This window comes from Ruegeria sp. K3 (assembly GCF_056531845.1).
This window is the reverse complement of the sequence record NZ_JBQFMM010000015.1, coordinates 44,143-63,799: the sequence shown is the minus strand read 5'-3', so window position 1 is coordinate 63,799 and position 19,657 is coordinate 44,143. Positions and strand designations below refer to the sequence as shown.

Sequence of the window (19,657 nt, the reverse complement as noted above, 5' to 3'; positions counted from 1 at the left end):
GTAGTAGAAATAGTTACCGCTGTGTGCCGACGTCACCCGGTCCGCAGACGAAGCAATTCCGTTGTTGCACTTTCGAAGCAGGTGACGATCTTTGGGATATCTTCCGACCTTGTTTGGCGCCCCAAACCCAAACGGAAGGCGTTTCTTGCGCGGGGGGATTCACCAAACATCGCCAGAAGAACATGGGAAGTCTCCACATGTTCGGTCGCACAGGCACTTGAGGCGGAAAAACATAGATCGTCTTTGAGCTTTTGTATCAGGGCTTGCGGGACAACACCGTCGATTGTCAGCGATAACGAGTTGGGTAACCTCTCCTCTTTGGAACCATTCACTTGCAGTGACATACTCTGCTGCAGTTCGGCCTGAAGCTGGTTTCGAAGAGCCCCAATGCGCCCAACGTCACCTTTCATGTTTTTAGCGATGAGCGCGAAAGCATGGCCGAGGCCTGCAATCCCCGGCGTGTTTAAGGTTCCCGCCCTAAGCCCTTTCTCTTGCCCCCCTCCCAAGAGGACTGGGTGAAGCTTTACTCTCGGTTTCCGGATGGAGCGGTAAAGCGCGCCAATCCCCTTTGGGCCATACGCTTTGTGGCCGGAAAAACTGGCCATGTGAATGGAGGAGTTGCGGAGATCTAATGGCACAAAAGCCGTGGCCTGCGAGAAGTCGGTGTGAAACAGCGCCCCCGCGGTCTCAGCTATGCGGGCTGCTTCAGAGATCGGCTGCAAGACACCCGTCTCGTTGTTTGCCGCCATGATTGAGACAAGGCCCGTCTGTTCGCAGAGCGCGTTCGAGAGTTCATCCAAGGAGATTTGTCCCCCCTCGCCTACTCCAAGGCGGGTGACCCGTGCTCCCTTTTCTTCAAGGTGATCGAAACAAGCCAGGACAGATGGGTGCTCAATCGCCGACGTGATGCAATGCGTTCGGCCGGTTTTCTCAAGCTCCGGGTAGGTGCCGAGAATTGCGAGGTTATTTGCCTCGGTCGAGCCACCCGTGAATATGATTTCAGACTCTTTGCATTTCACGAGATCGGCAACCTGAGACCTTGCCTGCTGGACAACCTTTGCAGCCGCAGCCCCTTGGCTGTGTTCAATGCTTGAAGGGTTGGCGTAGGTATCTCGGCTCACACGAAGAACTGTTTCAAGAACATCCGGATCGATCGGTGTCGAAGCATTGTGGTCAAGATAAATCGGACCGGCCATAGTCTTAGACGCTCCCCGCGAGCAGTTCTGCCGCGTCGGCCGGGGATTTGATCCTTACGGACAGCTGTCGAATTCCACGGTCAATGTGCAGGCGAAGCCGGTCCAGAAGAACGTTGTCCTCCACATCCACCTGGTCCGAGCCAAATTCAACAAATCTCAGCATATCCAAGAAAATGGGCTGGTAATCTCCAAAGAGCGTATATGCATTGAACTCCTGCCCATCCTGAGTATCTGAAGACGTTCCAGGTACAGGACCCGCTTCGAAAGACGTCAACATTGCCATCCTGCAAACCAAGTTGGGTGTTAACCCGGCTTTTTGGGCGACAATTCGGACTTGCCCTGTGGCTGCCGATGAAATGCGGAATTTGCTAATGTGCATAAGAATGCTCCGCTTCTTTGATGCTCCGCTGGGTTTTTGAAGTCGAGATGGTGGTTGTAAGCCCGCCATCTACCACACCGATCTCAAAACGCCGCTTCACATGCGGCTCGATAATCGCTTCGAGATCCGGCGTCAGTTCGGAGTCAGTGCAAAGCATGATAACTTGGGCACTGGTGCGCGGGATGTAGTTCGCCATCAGGCTGGTGCGATGTTGTCGATCCAGACGGGACAGTGGTGTGTCGATGATCATCGGAAGTTCTCGCCCGCTAGTCCGCCCAAGCGCCCAAAGCATTGATATTGCAAATAGCTGACGTTCGCCGGCGGAAAGTTCAGAGGTGGTAATCTCCTCCCCGGATTCGCGGTACAACCGGATGTGGAAGGTGTTGGGATCCACTGCGACTTGCCGAACGAGCGTCTTGCGGGTGACCAAGCCGTTGAACGCTTCGATGAAATGGTTTGAAAGAGAAGCGAGTCGCATTTGCACAATGCGTTTTTCATAATCGTTCAAAGCTGACTGGGTGCGGGTGGCGAGATCTCTCTGTTCCTTCGATCTCGCAATATCGAAGATGGCTTCCTGTGATTTGCGCAATTCGCGTTCAAGCCGCTCAGCAAGGGCCCTCAGTTGTGTTGCTTCAGCTTGTTTGCGGTTGAGTTCTGCTTCCAGTGCACCCTGTTGATATTCGGCTTTCTTCAGCTCTTCGAAAGCTGCGGCGGCAGCGCCTGGTCTGAAGTTCTTTAGTTGATCTCGAAGGGTTGCACGCTTGTTCTGCAGCTCACTCAGTGTTGCAGCAAGAGTGGCAACTTTAACCCGTTCGTTTGCGATAGTATTGAGCTTGCCGAGCACCCAATCCGGATCAGAACTCAGAGACACTGCTCCTGCGTCGCTTTGAGTATCTTCCGAGAAAGCTCTCAGCGCTTTGAAATGGGCGCTCCCCCATTCACCGGCTGCACTGTCGAGCATTGTGCTTTCGAACGAAGAGATGAACTGTGCAATCACTCTGCCAGATTGCAGGCCTTTTGCCCGTTCAACTTCGGAAGAGAAGTTCGCCAACAGTTTAGGGGCCAAGGCAAAAGGAACCACACTATTTGCGAGGTTTTTTAAAGCCGTGGTGTTCTTTGAAAGCTCTGTGTCGATCTTCTTCAACTCATTCGTCAGCGCTTCACGACTGAGCGCGACAGTACCACCCTCGCGTTCGAACAAGTGTTGGGCCGCCTCACTGTGCCGTGCGAGTTGGGAGCGTTTCGAAGAAAGAGATCCTATTTGTTCGTCAGTAATCACGAGTTCAGTTCTCGCTACCTCCAGGTCTCGCTTGGTGGCTTCCAGATCCGGAAAATCGTGATTTTCAGCGTTTCGAGCTTTATAAAGCGCTAGGTCGCCTCGAAGCTGATCGATGAGGTCGATGCCCAGCAGGGATTTAATAGCTTCCGTAAGGCCTGCATTGTTCTGATCATCTGCGATGTCCTGAATCTTCTCACCATCAAAGAAGAAGAGCTGTGACACCCCGGCCGGAATGATGTCCTCCAGGTAGTGGTTCCAATCGTCTCGATGGATTTCATCTACTGGTGACCCATTGCGGTCAAACTGCAGGCTTTCGATGACACTGTTGCCTCGAGAAGCCCAAGCTCTACGAACTGTGTAGGTGTCATCCTTGCCAAGATGGTGGCTTTTGAATGTGAGCTCAACGAATGCGCTTCGCTCAGAGGCAGTATTGTTGATCCGTCTAAGAAGGTGTTGATCGTACTCAGCTTGCCCCACACGTGCGCCAAGAGCGCGCTTTCCATACAAGGCCAGGCGAACGGCCTCCAAAAAGGTCGTTTTGCCCGACCCGTTGTGGCCCACCACCAAAACAACGGGTTTGCCGGATGCCGCGTCAGGCGTCAGATCGAACTCGTGATCTCCACCGTAAAGGCCGAAGTTTTTGAGGCGAAGAGACTGCAGTATCATGTTTCGGACTCGAATAGTGGATCGGGAGAAACGCTCAATTTTCGTTGAGCCAGCCGATCCTTGCGCTCATCAAGAACATCTGCCTCGTCTCGCCATTCCTGCTCCAGGATGCTCGCAATTTTTCTGTGTATTAGTGTTCGCCGTTTTAGCCCCCGAACTGAGCGCTCGGCTTCGAGAAGCTGTGCTAATAGACGCGGAGGTAGGCCGTGAGTGTTGCACACATCCGCAAGCACTTGGGCATCGCTCGCTTGGAACTCGTAGCTGTCGGCTCCTTCTATTGGCAACTCGCGACCGGTGGCGTCTTTAACAATCTCGGAAACCGCGTCGCCCCAATCACCTTGTTCGCTCCGCCACAGCCTGCGGATTTCACGAAGCTCTTCATCTTGGATCAGGGTGGTTTTCTCGCCTGGGGGCGCACTTTCATTGACCAATTGTTGCGCTTCGAGAAGTTTACGAAGAATCTCTTTTCGATAGTCGAAAAGATAAGGCCCCGGAATAGGTGTTTCGGCTTCACCTACAAAAGTGACCGACCCATCCCGTCGTCTAAAGTCTCGAAACTCCCGCTTTCTCTCCGGATCTTGAGTTGTTGCGAGCTCATCGCGAAGGTCCAAAAGCGGTTCCAGCCATTCTTCGCCGTTTTCGACCATGGCTTCCATGGCCTTGTCTTTTGTGACGACCGTGCAAACCCAGCATCCGAATCTCGAGTTGCCGCAGCTTTCCGTCTGTTTGTCGACCACGAGTGGACATTCACCCGCCTGCGCGTTTCGATACATCGCTAGGAGATCGCGATTGTCCGATCCCCAAGGCGAGTCATTTTGCAGAAGGAAGGACCACACGTCATCGACATCAAACGCCTCGATCGGGGTGAACACAAAGGCCCCGGGAAGGGTCGAGTGTCGGGAGAGCGCCGTGCCATCAATTTTGTGCAGTGACATGACCTGCGCGCGTGTCGCGCTTTCGGCGGATCGGACCCCCAAGACCATGACCACCTCGCCGTACTCTGCGACACGGTTCTTGATGAAGGCATTGGCCGGATCGATTTTCAACCGCTCGGTACACCAGCGAAATCTTTTCGAAGGTGCTGGGTACCCACGACCGATTAAGTTGACCCAAAAACTGTCTGATATTTCAGGAACAACCTTTTGGGCTGAGATCGGCATGTCCTGCGCATCCGCGGCCGCGTTGATTGCCGCGAGTGTTTCGTCGATGTAGTTGACGATGATCGGAGTTTCCACAAGGGTATCTGAACTTAGCACAAAGATCGGCTTTTGCCGGTCTTCAACGGGCAGTTCCTTTAGCGCTCCCCAAATGAGTTGTAGCGCACATGTGGAATCTTTGCCGCCGCTATACCCGATAACCCAAGGGCGGTCGTCAGATCGGTATACCGAACGAATGTGATTTCGTATGGCAGTTATGTCCAAGCCGCTGCTTTGGTCTGGTGTTGGAGTGTCTAGCGTTGAAGTCATGCTTGCACCACCTGGTCGGTCAATGAAGCGATATAGGCCTCTTCATTCGCTTGTTCTCTTTCGTTCAGTGGCAGGCCGACCGCCTGAACCAGGACGTTTGCTGCCAGATGGACAGACTTCACGCTCCCGTCCATTCCACGCGGGCCCATCACTCGAGGCCGCCAGAGATCAGTGTTCCTCTTACTCCAGTTGATTTTGGAAAGGGCGCTCAAGGCTGCTGGCCATTTCTCAGGTTTTTCCTCGATCAACCGAGCGCCCATTACGCCCATTGCCTGAAGCATGACGCCATGCGCATGAACTGTTTCCTTGCGCAGATCTCCAGAGGTGACATTGCCACTCATTAGACGTTGCCAGTCCGGGATCGCTTCAGAAATGCACCGCCAAAATTCAACAACAATCGCTTCAGTTTCGTCTCCGTAGCGATTGGCGTCTTTTCCAGCGAGCCATTTATTCGCTTGGTTCAGGCTCGAAAGCGTAAACAGGTTCTTGGCCCGGTTTGAGAGTGAAGTTTTTTCGAGCTCCAAGAACTCCTGAAAAAATGGAATGCCCTCCAGTGCGGCTGTACTTAGTCGCGCCAGTGGGTTTCTTCGGTCATATAGAACATTGAGTGAGCCGGACGGCCGAACAGCGTTCTTGTTTAGGTCGGCAAACATCTGTTGGCAGCGTTCCAAGCCGTGATCGACAAACAGAACGACGGAGATCGTTTCATTCTCGAGTTTGGGTCGAGACTTCAAAGCCTCTTCGATTGCTGCACGCCTATGTTGCCCATCGTTCAGGATAATCTGCGCTTCCATCGACAGGCGTAGCTCACCTACATTCCGGAACTGGAGGCTGTCATTTGCAGGTGAAAACTCTAGTTCGCCGTTTACAGACGCGCAGAGCGAGGAGAGCGTGTATTCTTCAAAATTCTCCGATAAATAAGCTGCGATTTGCGGTACGCGTACGTTCGACAAAACGCGCTGTGCTCTCAAGTCAGCAGGCAATTCCTGGCAGTCAAACTCGAAGATCTTAGGCACCATTTTGAGCGGGACCATAACAACATAGTATTCTGACCCGGCCTGCACGCCACGGATCGCGGCAAAGGTGTAGTAGTTTCCGCTCATCAAGACCTCCAATGAATGGAAGTCTATGGAAGTTTGTCGGGAAGTCAATGTCTGTTTGTAAGCCGCGCCTCACTTTTGCTGCTGGCAAAACGGTGGGCCGGCTAGAGAGCAAACACGCCTTTGGTTGCCGCACTCACTAATTCACCCCGTTACCGAATACGAGAGAAATCGTCACCAAATCGCCGATATACAGAGCATCATGCGGCTAGCGCTTGGTCATGATGGGTGTGGGATCGCCGTCCCAAACAAAATCCCAGGTCGCGCCCTGGCGGATATTCTGCACGAGATGGGGGCGAAGCGCGGCCAGGCATTGGCCGTTCGGTAGTCGTGAGGACGGGTAAAGGATCCCATTGCCGCCTGAGCCAAGCACATCGCGTGCCAGGACTTGCCCCGCCGGGTAAGCGGTCGCGGGAAAAGCGTGCAATGCAGCGTCTTCTGTTCCCGGGGCGAGTTCGTGAAACTGTGAAGTGAACCCGGCAAAAAGCTCCCTGTAGGACGTGGTGTTGTCAAACACGCCGGTCGCTTCGAGCTCTCGCGTCAGATGCCAGGACACCTCGGCTTGCGCGGTTTCGATCGCAAGATCTCCATAGGACGCGTACCACGCCCCGCGGTCCGGGCCATTGAACCTGTTGCCTGTCGGGCGGGTATAGCAGAACGCTGCATTCACCAGCGTCCAGCCATAGCCGGCGGCCTCGGTCAGAAGTTCACCAGGATGAAGGCCGCCCGGGATCGGCAAGGTGACGGACTGGCGCGCGGATGTCAGCCCTTCGATTTCCTCAAGGATCGCCAGTTCATCGTCATCATCCGCCAGTGGTGCCATAGCGGGCTCGTCGATATAGGCGGTGGAAATTAGCCGGACAGTTGTGGGATCTGTGAACTCGACCTGTGCCAGATCACTTGCTCTGATCACACGCCACCTCGGAGCGCATCGATATGCTGGCGCATTTTCATCATCGCCGGAATGCCGCCTTCGCACATGATCTGAACCGGGGTCTTGCCGTTGAAACCCGGGCCAGCATTGGCGGTCTTTGGCCAGCCAAATGTGAGAGGGCCGTTGAACAGCAGTCTCAATCCCTTGAACAACCCAATCAGCAAGCTTGCGCGGGTGACCTTGTCTTGGTCCAGCACACCCTTGTAGGTGCCAGCCTTCATGCGTCCCCAAGTGGCCGTTGGGACATCGAACAGCATTGCAGCCTCGGCATTCGACAGCCCCCAGGCATCAGCGGTCCGCACAACGCCTTTGATAATCGCGGCGATCTTGTCCTGTTGGTCAATTGGTTGGACATATGCCGGTTGAGGCGCATTTTGGATGGGATCAAGCATGATTGCCTCCATATGAGTAGAAAATACATATCATATGATGAGGTATTGTCAATATCCTTTATATAGCCTGCGTTGCTTGATTGGGGTGGCACGCCAGCGCCCTGGCGCTGTCCAGGCTCTTGGCTACGCCCGGAGCCGCGTGTGTCGCGTCTCCGCCAATTCTGGATACGATCCTTCGTGCATGTCCCAGGTGAGATCGCGGGTGAGACCGCGATCGCTTGAACCAGCGGTCAGCCGGGTCTCCGCTCCGCTCTAACCCGGCTGTCAGGTTTCCATTGTTGAATTCCGCCTGCCATCCGGCCGGCGCCCCGAACAGAGGCTCTGGTGTCGCGTTCCGCGCCAGCCTTCTCTGGAGAAATCCGGTTCCTCCCGCGCGGTTTGCGCGGGTCCCTCCCGATTTCACCGCTCCGGCCCCCTGTGTCGGGTCGCCGTCCGGTCGCAGGACGGGCTTACGCCCTCACCTGCTCTGCCCAGCCGAAAAGCACGGGGGCTTTTCGGACTGACAGATCAGTCGAGGCCTCCGCCACTGGCGGAAGCGGACAGGGCTGAGAGGTCGCAAGAACAAGACTCCGCGCCGCTCTAACCACGAAAGGAGCAGGCCATGGGCCTTGATCAATACGCATATGTCAAAACCCCCGAGAGCGGCGAGGATAGCGAAAGCCCCAAGTTTGTCTGGCGCAAGCATTCCAAGCTGCAAACCTTCATGGAGGCGCTCTACACCGAGCGGACCGGGCTTTCAGCCTCCGATCTGAATTGCGGCGAGTTGCAACTGGAAACCGCCGACATCGACACGCTGGAACAAGCCATCAAGGGAAGCGCCCTGCCCCAGTGCGAGGGCGGGTTCTTCTATGGCCATCAGTTCCAAGACGAACAGGCCACGGAATACCGTGACTACGATCTTGAGTTCTGCGCTTGGGCGCGGGCCGAAATCGAACAAGGATCGACCGTGATCTATTCTTGCTGGTGGTGACGCCGCTGGGCCGGAGCCACACAGGTTCCGGTCCCCCTCCCCTACCCCATCAACGAGTCCAGCCGCCGAGCGCCTGTGCTGCGCTCCGAGCGGGCCTGATTTCCATCCGAAAGGACAACCCAATGACCAAGCAACAAACCATCCAAGCAGACACCGCTAGTGCCGTGATCCTGCAAATCCCCTTGGAGATGCTCTACATATCCGATTTGAACCCGCGCAAATCGGTTTCCGAGGCGCATATCGAAAGCCTTGCCGACAGCATCGAGCACTTCGGCCTCATCCACAATCTCGCAGGCCTCATGGACGAGGGCGGTAAGGTCGGCATTGTCGCGGGCGGATGCCGCCTCCGCGCCATCCAGATGATTGCGGAACGCTCCAAGACCCATTCTTTCACCACGGTGCCGGTCAAATTGGCCGCTGACGCCACCGAGGCGGAGGATTGGGCCAGCGCCGAGAACGCCGCGCGCGAGGACATGACCCCCGCCGACGAAATCCGCGCCTTCGGTCGCATGAAATCACGCGGGGCCACTGTGCCTGAAATCGCTCTCGCCTTTGCCGTGACCGAGGCCCGGGTCTATCAACGGCTGGCCCTCGCAGGCCTGCCAGAGCAAGTGCTGGACGCGCTGGCGGCGGGCGAGATCAGTCTTGGCACCGCCAAAGCCTTCACTCTCTCCGATGATGAAGCGCTCACCCAGAGCCTTCTGGATCAGGTCAAAGGGCAGGCTGTCTCCGAGAGTGCGATCAAGAATGCGCTGCATCCCGATGCGATCAAGGCCACAGACCGCCGTGCCAAGTTTGTGGGCCTTGAGGCCTACGAGGCCGAGGGCGGAACGGTCACACGTGATCTCTTCTCCGACGAGGTCTTCCTCGCCTCCCCTGCCCTTCTGGATCGGCTCTTCACCGAGAAGTTGGACGCGGCCCGGGCCGATCTGGTCGAGACCCAAGGTTGGGCATGGGCCGAGGCCCGTCCCGAGGCCTGGCTCAACTACTACGAGTTGGACCAGATGAAGCTGGCCCGCCTCTACCCCATCGAAGGTGACCTGACCGAAGAAGAAGCCGAGGAATACGATGAGTTAGCAGAGTTGGCCAATGGCGGGGTTTTGGACGAGGATGGCGAGGCACGGCTTGCAGAGTTGCAGACCATTCTCAACGGGGACTATTCCGAGGACCAGAAGGCCTATGCGGGCTGCATCATCCTCGTGAACGGCTCAGGCAAACCCGAGGTCACAGCTGGTCTGGTCCGCCCCGAGGACAAGAAAGCCGCCATCGAGGCCGGTGTTCTGCAAGCGCCGCAGACCACCAAATCCGAGGCCCCGAAATCCCCTTACTCGCAAAAGCTGGTGGCCGATATGCAGGCGATCCGGCTGGCCTCGGTGCAGGCCGCGCTTCTGGCCAAGCCGGAACTGGTTCTGGACCTGCTGGGCTTTGGACTGTCGGAGGCATCGGGCAGCTTCGAGAGCGTGTTCGGTATTCGGCTGGACCGCCCGAACAATGCGCCGAGTGTTGAAGATGGCTTTGTCCGTGAGCCGCGTCTCGAGCACGGGATCGATGCCAGTGAATACTTGCATAGGGGCACCCGTGTTGAAGACCTCTCAGAGGCCTTCGACACCTTCCGGGAGACAGGCATGAAAGCCCGCAATGCTCAGATCACCGAAGCGATCGCACGCACCCTGCCCTATCGAGCTGGCGGCGCGGAATTCTTCGGCCTGATCGCGGAAGAAGCCGGAGCCGATATCCGCAAGCACTGGACGCCCACAGCGGAGAATTTCTTCTCGCGGGTCTCAGCCGGTCATCTGGTCGATCTGCTGTGCGAATTCCTCGACTGCGATGCCCGCGACGAGCGTGTCGCCGTTTTCGCCAAGCTGAAGAAGGCAGAAAAAGCCGAGAAGATGGAAAAGCTCGTGAGCGACCCCACGACGCAGAAGCTAATGGGCGTGACACAAGATCAGAAAGCCAAACTCGACAAATGGGTGCCCGACTGCACCTGACGGCTCCTTCGTGGGAGACCCAACTGGCCCCGCTTCGGCGGGGTCCTTTTTGTTCAGATCGATGGTGAGGGGTAAGACCTGGAAAAAATTCCGGCGGCGGCGCAGAAGGACAAGCCCCCTGCCCCGCCGCCGAACCGGCGCTGTCCGCGCGGGAGCACCGCATTGCGGTGCGAATGACTTAAATTCCTAGTCAGGACTTCACAGAGTTGTTCCACTGTCAGGCGTAACTATATGAAAAATTGAGAAATTGACTGGATTCGGCCATGAAGCAAATATCGCGAGAGGAACTCTATGAACTCGTCTGGCGCAAACCAATGACAAAGCTTGCGGAGGAATTTGGCCTGTCAGATCAGGGCCTTTCCAAGATTTGCGCGCGCCATGCAATCCCAAGGCCACCACGGGGGTATTGGGCGAAGCTGGAAGCGGGCAAGGAGGTTCAGAAACATGAGCTTCCTCCCTGCCCTGCGGGAACAGCCAGCATCATCCGGTTCCCGCAAAGCGGCCAATTCCAAAGAAAGTCCCGCGAAAGCGCGAAGCGTGTCGCGAAGGTGGTGGTGAATGTCGGCAAAATCTCGATACCGGGGACGTTGCGCAATCTCCATCCGATTGTTGCGACTTGGGTGGACGAACATCGAAAGGAACAAGTTGAACGGCGCGCTCGATTTCGTGCTCGCCAGCCGGATGATCTTTGGTGGGGTGAAGAAACACTGGCCGATCTGACCGAACGGGATCTGTATCGTTTCCGGGTCACCAGCGCGCTTCTGAAAGGGTTTGAGGCACAGGGAGGTCGCGCGCTTGAAGGCAGTATTCGTGGCAAATTGAGGTTAGAGGCTTCAGGAGAAAAGTTCGAAATCGCTGTTGTCGAAAAGATGTACCAGTTTCATGGAAGGCCGTCCGATGAGCCGAAGGGCTGGACGGCCTTTCCATATCACCACAACAGCGCCCTGGCCCCTACCGGGTTCCTACGCTTCACGATCACGACTTACCTTGGAACGGGTGTGAAGAAAGAATGGGTCGAAACGAGTAAGCTCAATGGCGAGGATTTACTTCCAACCGTGATTGCGGGGTTCTTGCTGGCAGGGCCGGCCTTGGCCGCACGACGCGAGGAGTTTGCGGAGCGAGACCGTCGCATTGAGGCGCAGCGGCTCGCAGAGGAAGAGCGCCGTCATCTGGCTCAGCTTGAGCAGGAGAAATGGCGTCTGTTTCGGGACCGGGCGAAAGACTGGGAGGAGGCGCAAAGGCTTCGATCCTTTCTCGCCGCAATCGAGGCGAACCCTCATAGCCTGGCTGAGGAGATTGACGGGATGCCAGCCGCTGACTGGCTGAAATGGGCACATCGCAAGGTCGAAGAACTCGACCCGTTGGTCTGATCCGTTGGCCGCCGCTTGACGTCAGATATTGGCGTCGGTCTATGCCGAGTGACGCAGTCGCACAGACCTTTCATTGGTGTTGCTTAGAATGCTGGTCGCAGGTCCTGCCAAAACCACAAAGGGCGGTTCTCAGAATTCTCCCCTGCCCTACCGTGCATTCCTCGCGGAACAGAATTCTGGTCCCCTGCCCCTCTCCGCTCCGCTTCGCCTTCGGTGTGGTTTTGGTCATGGTCCCTGCCCTCGGACCATCATCGCAACACCATAGAAAGGAACCTGGCGATGACCACCAACTGCATTCACTTCGACAGCTCCGATATCGAAAACGCCAAAGGCAGCGGTTCGATCTCTACCCTGACATTCGACATCGACATCACCGTTGAGCCCATCTCAAGCGACAATCCAATGGCCCCTACGCACCGTGTCCTTGGGCGCTCTCCCCGTGGTCGCCTGGTCGAATGTGGCGGGGTCTGGAAGAAGCAGAATCGCGATACCGGCGCCGACTATTTCACGCTGACGATCCGGGACTTCGGCTTCAACGCCAATCTCGGCAAGGCCGCAAATCAGGATGATGACACGCTTCAGGCTGTCATTCCTTGGGGTCCGAAGGAAACGGCCTGACCCATTGCGCTGGCCGGTATCGCGGCCAGCGCCCCAGGCTTGAAGAGCAATTTTGCACGCGTGCAAAATTCACAACATGCGCTGGTTGCCGTGCGATACTCATCTCGGTATAGCCCATATTGTGCGCCGAAATTCACGTAGGCGTACAATATATGTACATTTGGCTGAAAACCGTGCTATTAAGCTCGGGAAGCGATTCCGGGAGAGAATCGAAAGAGAGCGGTGTCATGAGCGGCAGTATAGAACAGTTTCTTCAAGAGCTCGAACGAGGCCTCGGCCGAACCATGGTCTCGGTTAACAAAGAGCTGACGATGCGCGAGCGGATCAAGCGCTCTTGGTCGATGCGCCAATGCGCGCGGTTTTTGAATATCAGCCACCAGCATCTGACAAAGTTCGCCAAGGACAACGAGGATTTTCCAGCCGGCAAACATGTCGGGCGAGAGCGTGTGTTCACGCTTGCCGAGCTGATGCACATCCGGGCCTTGATGGCTGCAACGGCAAAACGGCCGGAACACTTTCTTGCATGGCGAAAGCCTGATGATCCGCTGCCTGTCATCTCCTTTGCAAGCCAGAAAGGTGGCACCGCAAAATCACTCAGTGCCGCGCATTTCGCGCAGTATCTGAGCTTGCACTACGGGATGCGCGTGGGCGTCATGGATGCCGACCCGCAAAGCACGATCACGCTCTATTTCGTGGGCGGTGAGGAAATGCCCACACTGCCAGACGATGAAACCCCGACAATGGTGGATTTTGCGGGGCTTTTTCAAACAGTCGAAAACGTCCCCTATACCGATTACGATGCGGAAACGCTCGACAGCTTCTTTAAGCGTACGTCCTGGCCGGGCGTGAGGTTGGTTCCAGCCCATGGCGAAACCTCTGAAGGCGAAATTCAGATCGCCAGGCTGCTACGCGCGGGGACACCGGAGAAGCGCTTTTACAGATTCCTCAGAGACTCCATCGATCGCTGGAAGGAAGAACACTCCCCCGTCACCCGCCCGAATGAATTAGTGGCTGATGGGCGGGTTGACCCGAAAAAACTTGATCGCGCTCTGAACGAAACGCTGGATTGCATCGTTATCGACTATCAGCCCGCGCTGACACTCTTTCAGCTAAACAATGTCATGGCGTCCACGTCGCTCATTATTCCGCAGACGATGAAGGGTTTCGACATCGCGACCCTCTCCACTTTCGTGACGGGTCTGCTCACCATGCTGCGTCATATCTTTGCGACTGATCGCATCGATATGGGGGGCGCTGCGCATATGCTGTTGCCCACTATTGTGCAGCGGACAAATGAACAAGACCTCACGCAAGTCGGTAATCTTCTGGAGAATTGCCCCGACGAAGTATTGCCGGTGTTTTATCTCCGCTCTGATGCGATTTCGAATGCCTCGGATGTCTATCAGTCAGTCTACGAGTACGATCCGGATACACCTGGCAAGCGCAAGGGCATCAATCGCTTCATTGAAAACGCTGACGCTGTGAACGATGCGATCGTTTCGCGTCTTTGGCCTGGGCTCGAGCGCGGATACGCAGATGAATGGATGCAGAAATTTTACGACTTTGAGGAGGAAACCGAATGAAGAGAACGTTGAGCAGTTCGGTCCTCAAGAAGAAAGCTGTGCGCCCAGATGAAGAGGCGCCTGCGGTTTCTGATATGGAAGCCACGGACCCACATTCTGTTGGCGAAACGAAGCTGGCCGGAGGGGTCAAGCCGCGTTTGGGCGGCTCTGGCAGCGCTTGGAAAGCTGGTGCACTGTCAGATGCCAGCCAAATCCTCCAAGTCGAACGTGCCCAGATTGTGGAGCAGATCCTTTCCGGTCGTCATGAGTTGCAGATCGATGCGTCTCAGATTGTTGATGTGATCGGTTCGGATCGGCGTGAAGATTGGCGCGATCAGGAGGCATACGAGAAGCTCAAGGAGAGCATTGAGAAAAACGGCCAAGATACACCTATCCATGTCTGGCCGGCGGATCCGAATTGGCGGCCGGACGAGCGCGAGCCCGAGAGTGTGGAAGGGGTCGTGTTCCATCTGATCGTTGGGCGCCGACGCCATGCGATTCTTGAAGCATTGGGCCGTCCAGTGCGGGCCGTACTCGTCCCACAGTCGCACCGGGGTTCCCGAGAAGAGCAGTTCGAGATGCTGTTCATGCGGTTTCGAGAAAACGAGGAACGTGAGAACCTGAGCGCGTTTGAGCGTTTGGTGTCGATCGGAGAGATGTTTGAGCGGCTTCAGGAAGCAACCCAGGACGAGAAGCTCACAGCAACCGAGTTCGCAAAACGCGTAGGCGTGCACAACAGTGCCGTATCTCGCGGCCGCGCGGTTTATGCGGCGAGGGATGAGATTTTGCACGCGTGCAAAGATGTCTACGAGCTTAGTCATCGTGATCTCGAACGGGTTCTAAACGACCTGTCCGGTAAGCCACCAAAACCTGCTCAGAAAAAGCCATCAAAGCCCAAGAAGCTCACCATTCAGCGGAAGATTGGGTCGCGAAAGCTGAGCGTGACGGGGCAGGGAGGCAAGCTCTCTGTCGCCGCTTCGGGGCTTATATTGGATGAGGATATTCTCAACGGATTGAGTGACCTTATCGCAGAATATTTGAATAAACATGGATCGAAGTAAGAGGCAGGAGCCGCGAAGACGGTCATCTTCGGTCAAAAACGAGGTAAGAAACAGGAGCGCATATGCTTTGAGATAACGGCAAAAGAAAAGCCCCCAAGCTGAGGGCCTGAGAGCTAATCAAGATTGTTTGGTCACTATCAAGATAGTTCTCCGGCGAATCACTGTCAATGACGAACGCTCCTGAGCGAACGGGTTTCTTTTGCCTTCCATTGAGCAGAGGAGGCGAAAACATCTCATGAAACATTCTGGTTGGCGCAAGCCGACACCGGGCCTTGGCATTGCAGAGCAACTTGCCAAAGCCGGTGAACGGGTAGCTATTCCCAAAACCCAAGCATTCGTAGCTGTAAAGCGCGTCGGCGCTCACATTGGTCTCAAGGCCGGCGATATGCTGCTTCTCGACACACTTGGGGCCTTTACACAGGCTCAGGACTGGGAGGAGGGGCAGCGCCCGATCGTTTGGGCATCAAACGCTTATCTGATGGAGCAGACGGGCTTCTCACTTTCGGCACTCAAGCGCCATGCGCGGCGTCTGGCCGAGATTGGCGTGATTTCCTTCAAGGACAGCCCTAACGGCAAAAGGTGGGGCCGTAGGGACGCTGACGGGCGCATCATCGAGGCCTACGGCTTCGATCTATCCCCGCTGTCAGCACGTGTTAAGGAATTCGAGCAGCTCCAGGCTGAATTGCAGGCCGAGCGTGAGCTCTGCCAGCGCCTGAAGCGTCAGATCACGGTTGCACGCCGGATGATCCGGGCACGGATCGAAGCGGCCTTCAGCAGCACGCTAAGAGGGCCTTGGGAGCATCTTTCAGGGCTGTTCGAGGATCTTCTGGACCGCCTTCCGCGCCGGAACTCGGCCTCCGGGACGCTTGAGCGACTCCTGGCATGGTTCAAAGAACTCCAGGAGCGCGTCGAGTCGGCCTATCTCAAAGCAGTTCGCGCGGATGAGGTTGTGGAAAACACCGCTGAAACCACCGAACAAGCTAGTGAAAAGACTCAAGAAATGAACCCCAGGGAGGTCATTTCTGACCCTCATATACTAATTACAACTCAACTTCATCCTGTAACCTGTAATCGCTCAGAAACTGAGCAAGCGGCGGGCGTGGTGCCCAATGCGCCACCGGAAGTGCAGGTGGATAGGGAGTTGGAAGATTGGGTTGCCGAGACACGCAAGAAACGCGGTGCTGCGCTTGATTTGCCGACGGTGATGCAAGCTTGTCCTGAATTCGCGTCCTGGGCGCGCAATATGGGCGGATATCTGAAGGATTGGGGCGATTTGCACCGGGTTGCCGGGCAGTTGAGGCCTATGATCGGCGTTTCAGAGCACGCCTGGAACCTCGCTCAGGACCGACTTGGGCCTCAAATCGCAACAGCGGCGCTGGTTCTGACCTTCGACAAGCATTGCGCCGGCGAAGTGGCGTCTCCAGGGGGATATCTGCGTGGCATTGTCCAAAAAGCCGGGGCAGGGGAGCTCCATCTCGAGCGCAGTTTCTATGGTAGGCTCAGTGGGCAGGCGGCATGAAGAAGGCGGTCCACTGGTCGATGCCCGCAGGTTTACTGCACAGTGAATCTGCGAGATTTCGCAAATACGGGTCCGAATCTTTCGCGATTCTGTCTGAATGTTCTACCGTGGATTATGGGGCAGGGGAGAGGATGTGCCAGAAGTGTTTTCTGAGCGGTTTTTCGGATAAACCGGAGAAAAATTCGATTTATGCGTTATAGGTCGGAGTTTAAGTCGGGTTATGCCGCGAAGTCTTGATTTGTGTGGTGTGAGGCTTTATACCGGAGAAAAATCCGAACTAAGTCTTTGAAGTCGGAAAAAAATCCGGTGTAACTCTAGGAGGGCGTTGTGGGCTCGTTACAAGTTAAATCCGCTTTGTCGCAGCTCGGTCGCGATATCCAGACGGCACGCAAAAGGCGCCGCATGTCGGTTGCGGATTTCTGTGGCCGAATTGGCGTTAGCGATAAGACTCTCGCAAAGCTTGAGCGGGGTGATGGCGGCGTCCGGCTTGAGACCTTTGCCATGGCGCTTCTCGCTCTGGGCATGCTGGACCGGTTGGCCGGGATCGCAGACCCATCTTCAGATTCTACCGGCATCGGACTTGATAGGGAGAAACTCCCAGAACGCATCCGGCAGCGTGGGCAAAAGGACAAGAAGACCGTCCCAGTCAACCAAAGTGACGCGTCACAGGGGCCGACGGTGCTAGATGATGATGAAGGGACGGCATTTTAATGCCTGAGGCAACCGTTGTTCTTGGGGACGCCTGCATCCCCGTCGGTCGTTTGATTTTTGAAACCGATGGGCGTCGGTCTCATTCCACGTTCATCTATGATGAAAGATGGCTTGAAAACCCGTTAGGATTTGATCTCGCTCCGGATATGCCGCGCAGTCGTGCGCCTTTCCATTCTTCGGCAGAAGGACGGGAAAGCCGTCGTCGAGATGTTCTGGCGGGGCCCTTTACGGACACATCACCTGATAGTTGGGGGCGCAAACTCATTCGCAGGGTGCATGGCGAGGGCGCGACGGAGTTCGACTATCTGGTTGCAGCTGATGACAGGGCTCGCCACGGCGCATTGCGGTTTTTGAACGAAAGGGGCGAGTTGTTCCACCCGGATCAGCCTCCTGTGCCACGCCTGGCAAATATTGAAGAGCTTCGTGTGATCGCAGCCCGCTATGAACGCGATCCGGATGGGGCAGAAGCCGAAGCGCGTGATCTTGTGGGTGCGGCAGGTTCACTTGGCGGTGCACGCCCCAAAGCCAATGTCGTGGATGGCCAGGAGCTTTGGATCGCCAAATTCACCTCAATCGATGATACATGGCCCGTTGAGCGGTTAGAAATCGCCACGCTAAATATGGCGCGCGCGGTAGGTATTCGAACACCGGAGGCCCGACTTGAACTGGCCGCCAGCAGGCATCCTGTGGGGCTCATCAAACGCTTTGATCGCCGCAAAGGCGGCCGTCTGCCATATATGTCGGCCCGTACGGCTCTGGGGAAAAAAGGATCTGCTCACGGTTATTACACCGACATTGCAGATGCTCTTCGTCAAATGTCTGTTCTTCCTGACAGGGACATTCTGGAGCTTTGGCGGCGTCTGTTGTTCACCGTGCTGATCACAAACACCGATGATCACCTGAAAAATCATGGATTGCTCTATGTTCGCGACAACCGTTGGCGCCTGTCACCGATGTTTGACGTAAACCCGCAGCCACGCAGGCAACCCACATTGGAAACGGGGATCAGCGACATTCATGGCTTTGAGCCTTCCGTGGAAGCGGTGATAGATGCCGCGCCCTTCTTTGATATTGAGGCAGCTGATGCCAAGACTATGGCCAGGGAAATGGCCAATACGGTAACCGAGACCTGGGGCGAAACGCTCCGCCAGCATGGCATTACCGGGGCTGCGCATAGAAGATGCGCACCAGCCTTTGAACATGAGAGGATGGAGATGGCTCTCGGATTGTAAGCGGATCCGATAAGGCGGACCATCTCAACATGGATGCCGTTCGTTGCCACAGTGGACGTGATAAAGCGTGCAACATGTCTGTGCGAATGATGGGGGCCGAATTCTAGCCCCTTGAACCTCCTCCTTTTCATCCCCGTGCGAGCAAGGGGAACGCGGGTCTGCCGGACGCGCAATGGTTTGCCCGCTCCATTCGCTGACGCTCCCGTGTTGACCATGCCCGGGCGGCTCATTGCGTCCGCCATTTCCTCCCGCGTCCCGCACGGGGACGAGACAAAGGAGGATCACATGGCAAAGCCCGACATCTATACCCGCATCACCAAAAAGATCATTACCGATCTCGAAGCTGGCACCCGGCCCTGGCATAAGCCCTGGAGTGCCGATCATCTCGCCGGTCGCATCACTCGGCCCCTGCGCCACAACGGCATCGCCTACCGCGGCCTCAACATCATCCTGCTCTGGACCGCGTCCGTTGCCCATGGTTACGCCGCACCCACGTGGATGACCTATCGCCAGGCGCTCGAGCTCGGCGGGCAGGTCCGCAAAGGGTCCAAGGGCCAACTCGTCATCTATGCCGACAAGATGCGCAAAACCGAAACCGATGATGCGGGCCAAGACCGGGAGGTCGAGATCCCCTTCATGAAAGGCTACACTGTCTTCAACGTCGATCAGATCGAGGGACTGCCCGAGACCTACTACGAGGTGGCTGAGCCGATGCGCGAGCCTGCCGAGCGTGATGCCAGGACGGAAGCGTTCTTCGCTGCGACCGAGGCCGATATTCGCCATGGTGGCAACCAGGCCTTCTATGCGGTTGAACCCGACTACGTTCAGATGCCGCCCTTCGAGACCTTTGAATCCCCTGAAGCGTACTATTCAACCCTCGGTCACGAGGTTTGCCATTGGACTCGCCATCCGAAGCGCCTCGATCGCAGCTTTGGCCGCAAACGCTGGGGCGACGAATGCTATGCCCAAGAGGAACTCGTCGCCGAGCTCGGGGCTGCGTTTTTGGCAGCCGATCTGGACCTGTCGCCAGAGCCGCGTGACGAGCACGCCGCCTATATTGCGCATTGGCTCGAAGGTTTGCGCAATGACAAGAGGTTTATCTTCCAGGCTGCCGCGCATGCGCAGAAAGCCGTTGATTATCTGCATGAGCTGCAGCCCAAGCCGGAGGAGGTGGCCGCATAGGCGGCCTCAAGTCGAGTTGATCTCACCATACG

Annotated in this window: 17 protein-coding genes; 10 read left to right on the top strand and 7 right to left on the bottom strand. The window is 56.3% G+C overall.

What is annotated here, in order from left to right:
* Window positions 1-32: 32 nt before the first annotated feature.
* From ACR0MP_RS20605 to ACR0MP_RS20575, 7 genes are all read right to left on the bottom strand, one after another.
* Window positions 33-1,196, bottom strand: coding sequence for a cysteine desulfurase family protein (locus ACR0MP_RS20605; protein WP_480893882.1), 1,164 nt, complete (start codon window positions 1,194-1,196; stop codon window positions 33-35).
* Window positions 1,197-1,200: 4 nt separating this feature from the next.
* Window positions 1,201-1,575, bottom strand: coding sequence for a DNA sulfur modification protein DndE (dndE, locus tag ACR0MP_RS20600; protein WP_480893880.1), 375 nt, complete (start codon window positions 1,573-1,575; stop codon window positions 1,201-1,203).
* The gene (gene dndD / locus ACR0MP_RS20595; RefSeq protein WP_480887974.1) at window positions 1,565-3,520 is read right to left on the bottom strand and encodes a DNA sulfur modification protein DndD; all 1,956 of its coding nucleotides are present in this window, start codon (window positions 3,518-3,520) and stop codon (window positions 1,565-1,567) included. Before dndD ends, dndE begins: the two co-directional genes overlap by 11 nt.
* Window positions 3,517-4,986, bottom strand: a complete 1,470-nt coding sequence (gene dndC / locus ACR0MP_RS20590) for a DNA phosphorothioation system sulfurtransferase DndC (RefSeq protein ID WP_480893878.1) — start codon at window positions 4,984-4,986, stop codon at window positions 3,517-3,519. The genes dndD and dndC overlap by 4 nt, the downstream gene beginning before the upstream one ends.
* Complete coding sequence (gene dndB / locus ACR0MP_RS20585; protein WP_480504054.1) at window positions 4,983-6,089, bottom strand: DNA sulfur modification protein DndB; 1,107 nt, start codon at window positions 6,087-6,089, stop codon at window positions 4,983-4,985. The genes dndC and dndB overlap by 4 nt, the downstream gene beginning before the upstream one ends.
* Window positions 6,090-6,294: 205 nt before the next feature.
* A complete protein-coding gene (locus ACR0MP_RS20580; protein ID WP_480887978.1) occupies window positions 6,295-6,999 on the bottom strand; it encodes an RES family NAD+ phosphorylase in 705 nt (234 codons plus the stop codon).
* Window positions 6,996-7,412 carry an antitoxin Xre-like helix-turn-helix domain-containing protein gene (locus ACR0MP_RS20575; RefSeq protein WP_480887980.1) on the bottom strand — a complete coding sequence of 139 codons (417 nt, stop codon included), beginning with the start codon at window positions 7,410-7,412 and terminating at the stop codon, window positions 6,996-6,998. The genes ACR0MP_RS20580 and ACR0MP_RS20575 overlap by 4 nt, the downstream gene beginning before the upstream one ends.
* 601 nt (window positions 7,413-8,013) lie before the next feature.
* Here ACR0MP_RS20575 and ACR0MP_RS20570 point away from each other — a divergent pair.
* The 10 genes from ACR0MP_RS20570 (at window position 8,014) to ACR0MP_RS20525 (ending at window position 19,625) form a co-directional block, all read left to right on the top strand.
* Window positions 8,014-8,382 carry a hypothetical protein gene (locus ACR0MP_RS20570; protein ID WP_480887982.1) on the top strand — a complete coding sequence of 123 codons (369 nt, stop codon included), beginning with the start codon at window positions 8,014-8,016 and terminating at the stop codon, window positions 8,380-8,382.
* Between the two features lie 122 nt (window positions 8,383-8,504).
* On the top strand, window positions 8,505-10,370 hold the full coding sequence (locus tag ACR0MP_RS20565; protein WP_480887984.1) for a ParB/RepB/Spo0J family partition protein: 1,866 nt from the start codon (window positions 8,505-8,507) through the stop codon (window positions 10,368-10,370).
* A gap of 314 nt (window positions 10,371-10,684) precedes the next feature.
* Window positions 10,685-11,740: a hypothetical protein gene (locus tag ACR0MP_RS20560; protein WP_480887985.1), complete on the top strand. Its 1,056-nt coding sequence runs from the start codon at window positions 10,685-10,687 to the stop codon at window positions 11,738-11,740.
* A gap of 279 nt (window positions 11,741-12,019) precedes the next feature.
* Window positions 12,020-12,358 carry a DUF736 domain-containing protein gene (locus ACR0MP_RS20555; protein WP_480887986.1) on the top strand — a complete coding sequence of 113 codons (339 nt, stop codon included), beginning with the start codon at window positions 12,020-12,022 and terminating at the stop codon, window positions 12,356-12,358.
* Between the two features lie 227 nt (window positions 12,359-12,585).
* Entirely contained in the window at window positions 12,586-13,941 is a 1,356-nt protein-coding gene (locus ACR0MP_RS20550; RefSeq protein ID WP_480887988.1) for a ParA family protein, read from the top strand.
* Window positions 13,938-14,981: a ParB N-terminal domain-containing protein gene (locus tag ACR0MP_RS20545; protein ID WP_480893876.1), complete on the top strand. Its 1,044-nt coding sequence runs from the start codon at window positions 13,938-13,940 to the stop codon at window positions 14,979-14,981. The genes ACR0MP_RS20550 and ACR0MP_RS20545 overlap by 4 nt, the downstream gene beginning before the upstream one ends.
* A 235-nt stretch (window positions 14,982-15,216) precedes the next feature.
* Window positions 15,217-16,500 carry a plasmid replication protein RepC gene (gene repC, locus ACR0MP_RS20540; RefSeq protein ID WP_480887991.1) on the top strand — a complete coding sequence of 428 codons (1,284 nt, stop codon included), beginning with the start codon at window positions 15,217-15,219 and terminating at the stop codon, window positions 16,498-16,500.
* A gap of 327 nt (window positions 16,501-16,827) precedes the next feature.
* Entirely contained in the window at window positions 16,828-17,211 is a 384-nt protein-coding gene (locus ACR0MP_RS20535) for a helix-turn-helix domain-containing protein (protein ID WP_480887992.1), read from the top strand.
* The gene (locus ACR0MP_RS20530) at window positions 17,211-18,443 is read left to right on the top strand and encodes a type II toxin-antitoxin system HipA family toxin (RefSeq protein WP_480887993.1); all 1,233 of its coding nucleotides are present in this window, start codon (window positions 17,211-17,213) and stop codon (window positions 18,441-18,443) included. The genes ACR0MP_RS20535 and ACR0MP_RS20530 overlap by 1 nt, the downstream gene beginning before the upstream one ends.
* 285 nt (window positions 18,444-18,728) lie before the next feature.
* Entirely contained in the window at window positions 18,729-19,625 is an 897-nt protein-coding gene (locus ACR0MP_RS20525) for an ArdC family protein (RefSeq protein ID WP_480887995.1), read from the top strand.
* Window positions 19,626-19,657: the final 32 nt, after the last annotated feature.